Annotated in this window: 11 protein-coding genes; all 11 read right to left on the reverse strand. The window is 69.8% G+C overall.

Features of this window, described 5'->3' with window-relative positions; all coding sequences use genetic code 11:
* Positions 1-87: 87 nt before the first annotated feature.
* The 11 genes from HNQ79_RS13650 to pdxS all read right to left on the reverse strand — a co-directional run bounded on the left by HNQ79_RS13650 (position 88) and on the right by pdxS (position 11,860).
* Positions 88-2,568 carry a RelA/SpoT family protein gene (locus HNQ79_RS13650; protein ID WP_185030630.1) on the reverse strand — a complete coding sequence of 827 codons (2,481 nt, stop codon included), beginning with the start codon at positions 2,566-2,568 and terminating at the stop codon, positions 88-90.
* Between the two features lie 189 nt (positions 2,569-2,757).
* Positions 2,758-3,306, reverse strand: coding sequence for an adenine phosphoribosyltransferase (locus HNQ79_RS13655; protein WP_185030631.1), 549 nt, complete (start codon positions 3,304-3,306; stop codon positions 2,758-2,760).
* Positions 3,303-4,385, reverse strand: coding sequence for a protein translocase subunit SecF (gene secF / locus HNQ79_RS13660; protein WP_185030632.1), 1,083 nt, complete (start codon positions 4,383-4,385; stop codon positions 3,303-3,305). The genes HNQ79_RS13655 and secF overlap by 4 nt, the downstream gene beginning before the upstream one ends.
* Position 4,386: 1 nt before the next feature.
* The gene (secD, locus tag HNQ79_RS13665; RefSeq protein ID WP_185030633.1) at positions 4,387-6,159 is read right to left on the reverse strand and encodes a protein translocase subunit SecD; all 1,773 of its coding nucleotides are present in this window, start codon (positions 6,157-6,159) and stop codon (positions 4,387-4,389) included.
* Between the two features lie 145 nt (positions 6,160-6,304).
* Positions 6,305-6,775 (reverse strand): preprotein translocase subunit YajC, encoded by a 471-nt coding sequence (gene yajC / locus HNQ79_RS13670; protein WP_185030635.1) that lies wholly within the window; start codon positions 6,773-6,775, stop codon positions 6,305-6,307.
* A 166-nt stretch (positions 6,776-6,941) separates the two neighbouring features.
* Positions 6,942-8,018, reverse strand: a complete 1,077-nt coding sequence (gene ruvB / locus HNQ79_RS13675; RefSeq protein ID WP_185030637.1) for a Holliday junction branch migration DNA helicase RuvB — start codon at positions 8,016-8,018, stop codon at positions 6,942-6,944.
* A 71-nt stretch (positions 8,019-8,089) separates the two neighbouring features.
* Positions 8,090-8,722: a Holliday junction branch migration protein RuvA gene (gene ruvA, locus HNQ79_RS13680; protein WP_185030638.1), complete on the reverse strand. Its 633-nt coding sequence runs from the start codon at positions 8,720-8,722 to the stop codon at positions 8,090-8,092.
* Positions 8,719-9,303, reverse strand: coding sequence for a crossover junction endodeoxyribonuclease RuvC (gene ruvC / locus HNQ79_RS13685; protein WP_185030640.1), 585 nt, complete (start codon positions 9,301-9,303; stop codon positions 8,719-8,721). Before ruvC ends, ruvA begins: the two co-directional genes overlap by 4 nt.
* A gap of 177 nt (positions 9,304-9,480) precedes the next feature.
* Complete coding sequence (locus HNQ79_RS13690; RefSeq protein WP_185030642.1) at positions 9,481-10,236, reverse strand: YebC/PmpR family DNA-binding transcriptional regulator; 756 nt, start codon at positions 10,234-10,236, stop codon at positions 9,481-9,483.
* A gap of 62 nt (positions 10,237-10,298) precedes the next feature.
* Positions 10,299-10,892, reverse strand: a complete 594-nt coding sequence (pdxT, locus tag HNQ79_RS13695; RefSeq protein ID WP_185030644.1) for a pyridoxal 5'-phosphate synthase glutaminase subunit PdxT — start codon at positions 10,890-10,892, stop codon at positions 10,299-10,301.
* Positions 10,893-10,897: 5 nt separating this feature from the next.
* The gene (pdxS, locus tag HNQ79_RS13700) at positions 10,898-11,860 is read right to left on the reverse strand and encodes a pyridoxal 5'-phosphate synthase lyase subunit PdxS (RefSeq protein ID WP_268253570.1); all 963 of its coding nucleotides are present in this window, start codon (positions 11,858-11,860) and stop codon (positions 10,898-10,900) included.
* Positions 11,861-11,946: the final 86 nt, after the last annotated feature.

The following is an 11,946-nucleotide window of genomic DNA, read 5'->3' on the forward strand; positions in this document are numbered from 1 at the left end:
CCAACGGGGCCCCGGACGTGAAGTCCGGGGCCCCGTTCGCGTGCGGGCGTGACGCCTGCGTGTGGGCGTGACGGCTCCGGTCCGGCGTTACGGCCTGCGTGCCGACGTCACGCGGTAGACGTCGTACACCCCCTCGACCCCTCGTACCGCCTTGAGCACGTGCCCCAGGTGCTTCGGGTCGCCCATCTCGAAGGTGAAGCGGGAGGTGGCCACCCGGTCGCGGGAGGTCTGGACGGCCGCCGACAGGATGTTGACGTGCTGGTCGGACAGGACACGGGTGACGTCGGAGAGCAGCCGGGACCGGTCGAGGGCCTCGACCTGGATGGCGACCAGGAAGACCGACGACTGGGTGGGCGCCCACTCGACTTCCAGGATCCGCTCGGGCTGCTGCGAGAGCGAATCGACGTTGACGCAGTCCGCGCGGTGGACGGAGACGCCGCTGCCGCGCGTCACGAAGCCGATGATCGGGTCGCCCGGCACGGGTGTGCAGCACCGCGCCAGCTTGACCCACACGTCGTCGACGCCCTTGACGACCACGCCGGGATCGGCGTTGGCCCGGCGCTTGCTGCGGCTCTGCGAGGGCGGCGAGCTCTCCGCGATGTCCTCGTTGGCGGCGTCCTCGCCGCCGAGCGCCTGGACCAGCTTCTGCACGACGGACTGCGCGGTGACGTGGTTCTCGCCGATCGCCGCGTACAGGGACGAGATGTCCGGGTAGCGCATCTCGTGCGCGAGGGTGACCAGCGAGTCCCCGGTGAGGATGCGCTGGATGGGCAGGTTCTGCTTGCGCATGGCGCGCGCGATGGCGTCCTTGCCCTGCTCGATGGCCTCGTCGCGGCGCTCCTTGGAGAACCAGGCACGGATCTTGTTACGGGCGCGCGGCGACTTCACGAAGCCGAGCCAGTCGCGGGAGGGCCCCGCGCCGTCCGCCTTGGAGGTGAAGACCTCGACCAGGTCGCCGTTGTCCAGGGTCGATTCGAGCGGGACGAGCCGCCCGTTGACCCGCGCTCCTATGGTCCGGTGCCCGACCTCGGTGTGCACGGCGTACGAGAAGTCGACCGGCGTCGCCCCTGCCGGGAGCGCTATGACGTCGCCCTTGGGGGTGAAGACGAAGACCTCGTTGCGGGAGAGGTCGAAACGCAGCGACTCCAGGAACTCGCTGGGGTCCTCGGTCTCCTTCTGCCAGTCCAGCAACTGCCGGAGCCACGCCATGTCGTTGACGGCGTCGTCCTTGTGCCGGGGCACGTCGGTACGGACCTTGGAGGCCCCGGCGACGGCCTCCTGCTTGTACTTCCAGTGCGCGGCGATGCCGTACTCGGCGCGGCGGTGCATGTCGAAGGTGCGGATCTGCAGCTCGACGGGCTTGCCGTTGGGTCCGATGACCGTCGTGTGCAGGGACTGGTACATGTTGAACTTCGGCATCGCGATGTAGTCCTTGAACCGGCCGGGGACCGGATTCCATCGCGCGTGCACGGTGCCGAGGGCGGCGTAGCAGTCCCGGACGGTGTCGACGAGTACGCGAATGCCCACCAGGTCGTAGATCTCCGCGAAGTCCCGGCCGCGGACGATCATCTTCTGGTAGACGCTGTAGTAGTGCTTGGGCCGCCCGGTGACGGTCGCCTTGATGCGCGCGGCCCGCAGGTCGCTCTGCACCTCGTCGGTCACTATGGCCAGGTACTCGTCGCGCTTGGGGGCGCGCTCGGCGACCAGGCGCACGATCTCGTCGTACATCTTGGGGTAGAGGATCGCGAAGGCGAGGTCCTCCAGCTCCCACTTGATGGTGTTCATGCCCAGGCGGTGGGCGAGCGGCGCGTAGATCTCCAGGGTCTCGCGGGCCTTCTTCTCCTGCTTCTCCCGCTTGAGGTAGCGCATGGTGCGCATGTTGTGCAGGCGGTCGGCGAGCTTGATGACCAGCACCCGTGGGTCCTTGGCCATGGCGACGACCATCTTGCGCACGGTCTCCGCCTGCGCGGCCTCGCCGAACTTGACCTTGTCGAGCTTGGTCACGCCGTCGACCAGCAGCGCCACCTGGTCCCCGAAGTCGCGGCGCAGGGTGTCCAGGCCGTACTCGGTGTCCTCGACGGTGTCGTGCAGCAGGCCCGCCATCAGCGTCGCCGGGTCCATGCCCAGTTCCGCGAGGATCGTCGTCACGGCCAGCGGGTGCGTGATGTACGGGTCGCCGCTCTTGCGCTTCTGCCCGCGGTGCCAGCGCTCGGCGACCTGGTAGGCGCGCTCGATGGTGCGCAGCGTCGCCGTCTCGATCTTGGGGTCGTTGCTGCGCACGATCCGCAGCAGCGGTTCGAGGACCGGGTTGTACGGGGACTGGCGCTGCACGCCGAGCCGGGCGAGCCGGGCGCGGACCCGGTTGGAGGAGCCTCCGGTGCGGGCCGTGGCGCCGGCCGGGGCGGCGGGGCGCACGGCGGAGGCGGGCGCGGGACCGTTGGCGCGCTCCACAGCCACCGGCGGCTTGGGCTTGTCAGCCGGGGCGACCGGGGCTTTCGGGGGCGTGGCGCCACCCGCTGCGGCCTCGTCCGGCTGCGGGGTGGCGACTGGCTGGGCCTCGTCAGGCAAGAGCGCTCCTCGTACGGGTCCGGAAAGCCCATGGTATCGAGCCTTGGCCCCACGTTCTCCCTGGGAGAGAAGTCGATACGTGGGAAAGGCGGGCCCCGGGGTGTTCCCGGGACCCGCCTCGTGCCGGTGTTCCGTGCCTGGTCCGACGGTGCGCGGCGGATGGGCCGGGCTGTCGGTTCGGGGCCACGGTCAGACGGTGATCAGGGCCTCCAGCGGAGCGCCCGCGAGCGACGGCTGCAGCTTGGCACGGCCGTCCAGGAAGCCGAGCTCCATGAGGACCGCGACGCCCGCGACCTCGGCGCCGGCCCGCCGGATCAGCTCCAGGGAGGCTTCCGCCGTGCCGCCGGTGGCGAGGACGTCGTCAATGACCATGACGCGGTCTCCCGCGTTCAGGTCCTCGGCGTGCACCTCGATCTCGGCGGTGCCGTACTCCAGCTCGTACGCCTGCGAGAGCGTCGCGCCGGGGAGCTTGCCGGCCTTGCGGACCGGGATGAACCCGAGACCCGCGCGGATCGCGACCGGGGCGGCCAGGATGAAGCCGCGCGCCTCCAGGCCGACGACCTTCGTGGCGCCGTGCTTCACGCACAGGTCCGCGAGGGCGTCGGTGAGGGCGCCGAAGGCCCGGGGGTCGGCCAGCAGGGGCGTGATGTCCTTGAAGACGACGCCCGGCTTCGGGTAGTCCCGCACGTCCCTGATGCGGCTGAGCAGCAGCTCACGGGTGGTGTCCACGGTGGTCATCGGCGCTTCCCCTGGGTCGGGCGGCCACGGCCGGGGCGCTGGCCGACGACTCCGGCGGCCGCCGGCACGGCGTCCTGCGGGTCGTCGGAACCGTCGCCCGACTCACTCTTGGCCTCGGCAGCCCGCTTGGCGAGAATGCGCTTCTTCAGGGCCTTCATCTGCGGTTCGCGCTCCTTCAGGTCGGCGACCAGCGGAGTGGCGATGAAGATCGAGGAGTACGCACCGGCCGCGAGGCCGACGAACAGCGACAGCGAGATGTCGTTGAGCATGCCCGCGCCGAGCACGCCGCCGCCGATGAACAGCAGACCGGCGACCGGCAGCAGGGCGACGACGGTGGTGTTGATGGAGCGCACCAGCGTCGCGTTGAGGCTTCGGTTGGCGATCTCGCTGTAGGTGTAGCGGGACTGCTTGGTGATGTCCTTGCCGCCCTCCTTGAGACCGTCGAAGACGACGACGGTGTCGTAGAGGGAGTAGCCGAGGATGGTCAGCAGACCGATCACGGTGCCCGGGGTGACCTCGAAGCCCACCAGGGCGTAGACGCCCACGGTGATCGTGAGGTCGTGGATGAGGGCGATGAGGGCGGCGACGGCCATCCGCCACTCGAAGGCGAGGGCCAGGTAGACCACCACCAGGACCATGAAGACCGCGAGGCCGGTCCATGCCTTGTTGGCGATCTGCGCACCCCAGCTGGGGCCCACCAGCTCGGTGTTGATCTTGTCGGCGGGGACGTTCAGGTCCTCGGCGAGCTTCTTGGTGACCGGGGAGGCGGTGGAGGTGTCCAGCCCGCCGACCTGGATGCGCAGGGTGCCGTTGCCGAGCTTCTGGACGATCGCGTCGTGCCCGGAGGCCTCTTCCGCGTCCTCCTTCGCCTGCTGGACGGAGACCGAGGTGGGAGGCGTGGTGAAGAGGGCGCCGCCCTGGAACTCGATGCCCATGTTCAGGCCCTTGAACCCGAGGCCCGCGAGAGCGAGGACGGTGATCAGGACGGAGATTCCGTACCAGATCATCCGGTTCTTGACGAAGTCGTAGCCGACCTCGCCGCGGTAGAGCTTGGCGCCGATGTTGCCGAGTCGCGACATCTCACGCCTCCTTGGGTTCGGTCGGAGTGGACACGCGGCGGGTGCGGCGCAGCGGGGGCTGCACGCCCAGCCGCTTCGGGTCGAGGCCGGACCACTTGTGGCCGTTGCCGAAGAACTTCGTCTTCGAGGCGAGCAGCGTCATCAGGGGCTTGGTGAAGAGGAACACCACGACGACGTCGAGCAGCGTGGTGAGGCCGAGCGTGAACGCGAAGCCCTGCACCTTGCCGACGGTCACGATGTACAGCACGACGGCGGAGAGCAGCGACACGAAGTCCGACACCAGGATGGTGCGCCGGGCACGCGGCCAGGCACGTTCCACGGCGGGCCGCAGCGTGCGTCCCTCGCGGATCTCGTCCCGGATCCGTTCGAAGTACACGATGAACGAGTCGGCTGTGATGCCGATGGCGACGATGGCACCGCAGACCGCGGGCAGGTTCAGCGCGAAGCCGATGGCCGGGCCGAGCAACGCCATGATCGTGTACGTCATGATGCCGGACACCAGGAGGCTCAGCAGCGCGACGAACGAGAGTCCGCGGTAGTAGACCACCAGGTAGATCACGACGAGTACGAGGCCGATCGCGCCCGCGATGAGACCGGCTTCGAGCTGGTCGCTGCCGAGCGCGGGGGTGACCGTGGTGACGGTCTCCTCCTTGAACGTCAGCGGCAGCGAGCCGTAGGACAGGATGTTGCCGAGCTCCTGCGCGGACTCCTGGTTGAAGCTGCCGGTGATCTCGGCGTTGCCGCTGAGGACGGAGCTGACCGAGGGCGCGGAGACGACGTTGCCGTCGAGGACGATGCCGAACTGGTTCATCGGCGACTGCTGCTTCATCAGCTTGGCGGTCGTCTTGGCGAACTTGTCGGAGCCGGCCTTGGTGAACTCCATGTCGACCTTCCACAGCGCGCGCTGGGTGTCGAACGTTCCACTGGCCTTCTTGACGTCGGTGCCTTCGAGCTCGGCCGGGCCGAGGATGTACTTGTCCCAGCTCTTGCCGTCCGGGGACTGGCCGCAGCCGATCGTGGTCTCGCTGGGCTTGAAGCCGTCGCCGGCCTTCTCACGCTGCTTGGGGTCGTTGCAGTCGAGGGCGGCGAACGCCTTCTCCAGCTTGGCGGTGGCCGGGTCCTGTGCGGGCGGCGGCGTCTTCTGCGGGTCCGGGGTGCCGCTCGTGCCGCCCGTCGGGTTCGGGGTCGGCGTCGGGGCCTTCAGCGCGTCGGTGACGGCGCGGCCCTGCGAGGTGGCGGTCGACGTCGGAGGGGCCGTCGGGGACGCGGTTCCCTTGTCCTTCGGGTCCTTGGCCGCGGGCTGGTCTTTGCCCGTGGCGGACGGGTTCGGCGCGGGCGTCTTGCCCGGGTCGGGCAGCGGTGCCCCCTGCGTCACCGCCAGGACGGGCCGGAAGTAGAGCTTGGCGGTGGTACCGACCTGGTCACGGGCCTGCTGGGAGTTCGTGCCCTTGGGGATGTTGACAATGATGTTGTCGTTGCCCTGGGTCTGAACCTCGGACTCGGAGACGCCCATGCCGTTGACACGGCGCTCCATGATGCCGACCGCGGTGTCCATGTTGGTCTTGTTGATCGCGTTGGGCTGACCCGGCTCGTTCTGCGCCTTGAGCGTGATGCTCGTACCGCCGGCGAGGTCGATGCCCAGGCGCGGGGTGGTGTGCCCCGACGCGAACATCCCGCCCACGAGGGCGAGGATGACGATGGTCATCAGGGCCAGGGCGCGCCCTGGCCTGCCCGGGGCCCCCGGGGCCTTGCGGCCCTTCTTCGGTGCTGCCACCTTCTCGTTTCTCCCTGTCCAACCGCACGCGCGGGATGTGCGCCGATGCGGCCACGAAGTGTTGTGGGGGCCTGCCCCCGAGGACCTCGGCACGGTCCACGGACCACGGTGCGCCGGTGGGCGTCACCGCGGACCGTGGCAGTGGCTACTTCGCGTCGCTCTCGCCGTCGGCCTTCTTGTCCTTCGGCGCTGCGTCGGCGTCGGTGGCCGGCTCGTCCGTCTCGGGCTTCTTGCCGAGGTCGATGCGGGCCACGTCCGGGTCGTCCGAACCGGTCAGCGACGAGGCGTCGTCCGGGACGACGGGGGCGTCGGAGTCCAGGTCACCGGCGATCTCCTCGCCGTGGACGATGCGGTTGTACTCCTCGTCGGAGAGGACCGCACCGATGGCGTTCTTCGCGTACACGGCGTGGACGCCGGGGGCGACCTCAAGAAGGACCGTGTCGTCGTGCACCTCCTTGACCGTGGCGTACATGCCGCCGATGGTGCGCACACCGGTGCCGGGCTGCATCTCGTTGCGCATCTGCGCAGCGGCCTGCTGCTTCTTCTTGGCGGACCGGGTCATCAGGAACATGGCCCCGATGAGCACGATGAAGGGGAGGAGGGTCACGATACTCACGGGACGGAACTTCCTTCGCACGACCGCTCAGCAGCGGCCTCATATATACGGGGGCGGGTATGCCGGCCGGAGAGGTCGGCATCGGCGGAGTCTAAGCGAGTCCGCGTCAATGGAACAACGCCCAGCATCGCACCGTGGTTCCTGGCCCGGCGAGCTTCCCGCACCGTCACGTCCCGAACAGACCCGGTTGTCCGGCTTTCCCCGAACCCTGCTGCGGCGGTACGAGTCCCAGATGCGCCCACGCGGCGGGGGTGGCGACCCGGCCACGCGGTGTTCTGGCCAGCAGGCCCTCCCGTACGAGGAACGGTTCGGCGACCTCCTCGACGGTCTCCCGCTCCTCCCCCACGGCGACCGCGAGCGTCGACAGGCCGACCGGCCCGCCGCCGAAGAGCTTGAGGAGGGCGCCGAGCACGGCCCGGTCGAGCCGGTCCAGTCCGCGCGGGTCCACCTCGTAGACCTTGAGGGCGGCGTTGGCGACGTCCTTGTCGATGATCCCGCCGTCGGTCTTGACCTGGGCGTAGTCCCGGACCCGGCGCAGCAGCCGGTTGGCGATGCGGGGGGTGCCGCGGGAGCGTCCGGCGATCTCGGCTGCTCCGTCGGCGCCGATCTCGACGTCCAGGAGGCGGGCCGAGCGGTGGATGACGCGCTCCAGTTCGGAGGGTTCGTAGAACTCCATGTGTCCGGTGAACCCGAAGCGGTCGCGCAGGGGCGGCGGCAGCAGCCCTGCCCTGGTGGTCGCGCCGACGAGGGTGAAGGGCGGCAGCTCCAGCGGGATGGCGGTGGCGCCGGGGCCCTTGCCGACGATGACGTCGACGCGGAAGTCCTCCATCGCCATGTAGAGCATCTCCTCCGCCGGACGGGACATCCGGTGGATCTCGTCGAGGAAGAGGACTTCACCCTCCTGGAGGGACGAGAGGATCGCGGCGAGGTCACCGGCGTGCTGGATGGCCGGGCCGCTGGTGATGCGGATCGGGGCACCCATCTCCGCGGCGATGATCATGGAGAGGGTGGTCTTGCCGAGTCCCGGCGCACCGGAGAGCAGGACGTGGTCGGCGGTCGCACCGCGGGCGCGGGCCGCGCGCAGGACGAGGTCGAGCTGCTCGCGCACCTTCTCCTGGCCGACGAACTCCTCCAGGTCCTTGGGGCGCAGCGCGGCCTCGACGGCTTGGTCCTCGCCGTCGGCGGAGGAGTCCACCAGCCTCGGGTCGGCGGCGGTGTCGGGTCCGGTCTCGTCCCAGTTCATGTGCGGATCTCTCGGGTCGGCTGCGGTACGTCAGGAGGCCGGGTCGGCGGGGGCGGGTCAGCGGGGGCGGGTCAGCGGGTGCGGTTGAGGGTCTGGAGCGCGGCACGCAGCAGTTGCGGTACGGGCGGCTGGGTGCCGCCGGCCAGGGCGGCCTCGGCCTGCGGGGTGACGGCCGCGACCGCTTCCTCCGCCTCGCGGGAGGCGTAGCCGAGTCCGATCAGTGCCGCGCTGAGCTGCTCGGTCCACGGGGCGGGGCCGGACGCGGTGCTGCGCCGGGTGCCGGCGAGACCGCCGGTGCCGAGCGGTTCACCGAGCCGGTCCTTCAGTTCGAGGAGGAGCTTCTGCGCCCCCTTCTTGCCGATGCCGGGGACGGCGGTGAGGGACTTCTCGTCCCCTGTGGACACCGCGAGGCGCAGCGCGTCGGGGCTGTGCACGGCGAGCATGGCCTGGGCGAGGCGGGGGCCGACGCCGCTCGCGGTCTGGAGCAGTTCGAAGACCTGGCGTTCGTCGTCGTCCGCGAACCCGTAGAGGGTGAGCGAGTCCTCCCGTACGACCAGGGAGGTGGCGAGCTTGGCGTCCTGGCCCATGCGGAGCGTGGAGAGCGTGTTCGGCGTGCACTGCACGGCCATGCCGATGCCGCCGACCTCGATGACGGCGGTGGTCGGGGCGAGTGCGGCCACCGGGCCGCTGACGAAGGCGATCATGAGGTGCGGCCTTTCCCTGCGGGACGAGCGGTACGCGACGCGCTCGGAGCGCTTGCTCGGGTGGTACGGGACTTGTGGGCGGCTACCGCCTGCTGGAGCCGGTTCTGCGCGGGGGCCCGCCAGATGTGGCAGATGGCGAGGGCGAGGGCGTCGGCCGCGTCCGCCGGTTTCGGCGGGGCGTCGAGCCGCAGCAGCCGGGTCACCATCGCCCCGACCTGTGCCTTGTCGGCGCGCCCGCTGCCGCTGACGGCGGCCTTGACCTCGCTGGGGGTGTGCAGGGCGACGGGGATGCCGCGGCGGGAGGCGCACAGCATGGCCACCGCGCTCGCCTGGGCGGTGCCCATCACCGTGCTCACGTTGTGCTGGCTGAACACGCGCTCCACGGCGAGGACTTCGGGGCGGTAGTCGTCGAGCCACTGCTCGATGCCCCGCTCGATGGCGAGCAGGCGCATTCCCAGCTCTGCGTCGGCGGGCGTGCGGACGACGCCCACCCCGCACATGGTCAGCGGCCTTCCGGCCACTCCCTCGACCACCCCGACGCCGCACCGGGTCAGCCCCGGGTCCACTCCCAGTACACGCACCGTGCCCCCTGCCCCTCTGTGCGGCTGAAGCGCCTCCGCTCGCGCGGAGGTGGCCGGTCACCGTCGTGTTTTCTCGTTCGCTGGCTGAGGCCCACAGGCTAACGGCCACCTCTGACAACGCGTCGGGCCGGTAGGGGTGTGTCCCCTACCGGCCCGCCGTCGTACCGCCACTGCCGGCTACTCCGCGTCGAGCGCGGCCATCACCTTGTCGCTGACGTCGAAGTTGGCGAAGACGTTCTGCACGTCGTCGCTGTCCTCCAGCGCGTCGATCAGCTTGAAGATCTTGCGCGCGCCCTCTTCCTCCAGCTCGACCTGCATGGTCGGCACGAAGTTGGCGTCGGCCGAGTCGTAGTCGATGCCCGCCTCCTGGAGCGCGGTGCGGACGGCGACCAGGTCGGTGGCCTCGCTGAGCACCTCGAAGGTGTCGCCGAGATCGTTGACCTCTTCGGCACCGGCGTCGAGGACCGCGCCCAGCACGTCGTCCTCGGTGAGCTCGCCCTTGGGGACGATGACGACGCCCTTGCGGTGGAAAAGGTACGAGACGCTGCCCGGGTCGGCCATCGAACCGCCGTTGCGGGTCATCGCGACGCGCACGTCGGAGGCGGCGCGGTTGCGGTTGTCGGTGAGGCACTCGATGAGCACGGCGACACCGTTGGGACCGTAGCCCTCGTACATGATCGTCTCGTAGTCGGCGCCACCGGCTTCCAGGCCGGCGCCGCGCTTGACGGCCGAGTCGATGTTCTTGTTCGGGACCGAGCTCTTCTTGGCCTTCTGAATGGCGTCGAAGAGGGTCGGGTTGCCCGCGACGTCCGCGCCGCCCGTGCGCGCCGCGACCTCGATGTTCTTGATCATCTTCGCGAAGAGCTTGCCGCGCTTGGCGTCAATCACGGCCTTCTTGTGCTTCGTCGTAGCCCATTTAGAGTGGCCGGACATCTGCCTGTCTCCTTCGCGTAACCAATTCTGCTGCGTTCGGCAGAGATCCTACCGGGAGCGCGTCAGCTTGCGGCCCGCACCATGTCCACGAACATCGCGTGCACGCGGTGGTCGCCCGTGAGTTCGGGGTGGAACGACGTGGCGAGCGCGTTGTCCTGCCGAACGGCGACGATGTGGCCGCCGTGCTCGGCGAGCACCTCGACCTGGGCCCCGACCGACTCCACCCACGGTGCGCGGATGAAGACGCCCTCGACCGGGCCGCCCTCGACGCCCTCGATGTCGACGCCGGTCTCGAAGGACTCGTTCTGCCTGCCGAAGGCGTTGCGGCGGACGATCATGTCGATGCCGCCGAGGGTCTCCTGGCCCGAACGCGGGTCGAGGATCTTGTCGGCGAGCAGGATCAGCCCGGCGCAGGTGCCGTACACGGGCATGCCGTCGGCGATGCGGGTGCGCAGCGGCTCCAGCAGGCCGAAGAGGGAGGCCAGCTTGGAGATGGTGGTGGACTCGCCGCCGGGGATGACCAGCCCGTCGACCTCGGCGAGCTCCTCGGGACGCCGGACCTCCCTGGCCGTGGCGTCGGCCACGGCCAGGGCGATCAGGTGCTCCCGTACGTCGCCCTGGAGAGCCAGGACGCCGACAACGGGGTTGCTCTTCATCGGAGTTACCAGCCCCGGTTGGCGTAGCGCTCGGACTCGGGGAGGGTGTCGCAGTTGATGCCGACCATGGCCTCGCCCAGGTTCCGGGAGGCGTCCGCGATGATCTTCGGGTCGTCGAAGAAGGTGGTGGCGCGGACGATGGCGGCGGCACGCTTGGCCGGGTCGCCGGACTTGAAGATGCCGGAGCCGACGAAGACGCCCTCGGCGCCGAGCTGGCGCATGAGCGCGGCGTCGGCCGGGGTGGCGACACCACCGGCGGAGAACAGCACCACCGGGAGCTTGCCGAGTTCGGCGACCTCCTTGACCAGCTCGTACGGGGCGCGGAGCTCCTTGGCGGCGGCGAACAGCTCGTTGTTGTCGTAGCCGCGCAGCCTGGCGATCTCGTTCTTGATCTGGCGCAGGTGCCGGACTGCCTCGACGACGTTGCCGGTGCCGGCCTCGCCCTTGGAGCGGATCATCGCCGCGCCCTCGGCGATGCGGCGCAGGGCCTCGCCGAGGTTGGTGGCACCGCAGACGAAGGGGGTGGTGAACGCCCACTTGTCGGAGTGGTTGACCTCGTCGGCCGGGGTCAGCACCTCGGACTCGTCGATGTAGTCGACACCGAGCGACTGGAGGACCTGGGCCTCGACGAAGTGACCGATGCGGGACTTGGCCATGACCGGGATGGAGACGGCCTCGATGATCTCTTCGATCATGTTGGGGTCGGACATCCGGGCCACGCCGCCGTCCTTGCGGATGTCGGCGGGCACCCGCTCCAGCGCCATGACGGCGACGGCGCCCGCGTCCTCGGCGATCTTCGCCTGCTCGGCGTTGACGACGTCCATGATCACGCCGCCCTTGAGCTGCTCGGCCATGCCGCGCTTGACGCGGTCGGTGCCGGTGGCAGGCGCGGACTGCCGAACCTCGGTCTTCTCGGCGGACTTGCCTGCCTTGGAGGACTTCGAGGACTTCGAGGACTTGCTGGACACGGGGACCTCACTCGGTGCTGAAAGTTCTGGCACTTCCGAGAGAACAGCCTGGGACCAGTCCACTGCAAGGGCCAATGAGGAGCCGG

It is taken from the genome of Streptomyces candidus, assembly GCF_014207445.1.
GTDB classification, from domain to species: Bacteria; Actinomycetota; Actinomycetes; order Streptomycetales; family Streptomycetaceae; genus Streptomyces; species Streptomyces candidus.

What these genes read in the sequence shown, in the direction of transcription:
- HNQ79_RS13655 (WP_185030631.1), bottom strand. Translation starts at nt 3,306, where the DNA reads ATGACCACCGTGGACACCACCCGTGAGCTGCTGCTCAGCCGCATCAGG.
- secF (WP_185030632.1), bottom strand. Translation starts at nt 4,385, where the DNA reads ATGTCGCGACTCGGCAACATCGGCGCCAAGCTCTACCGCGGCGAGGTC.
- ruvB (WP_185030637.1), bottom strand. Translation starts at nt 8,018, where the DNA reads ATGAACTGGGACGAGACCGGACCCGACACCGCCGCCGACCCGAGGCTG.
- ruvA (WP_185030638.1), bottom strand. Translation starts at nt 8,722, where the DNA reads ATGATCGCCTTCGTCAGCGGCCCGGTGGCCGCACTCGCCCCGACCACC.
- HNQ79_RS13690 (WP_185030642.1), bottom strand. Translation starts at nt 10,236, where the DNA reads ATGTCCGGCCACTCTAAATGGGCTACGACGAAGCACAAGAAGGCCGTG.
- pdxT (WP_185030644.1), bottom strand. Translation starts at nt 10,892, where the DNA reads ATGAAGAGCAACCCCGTTGTCGGCGTCCTGGCTCTCCAGGGCGACGTA.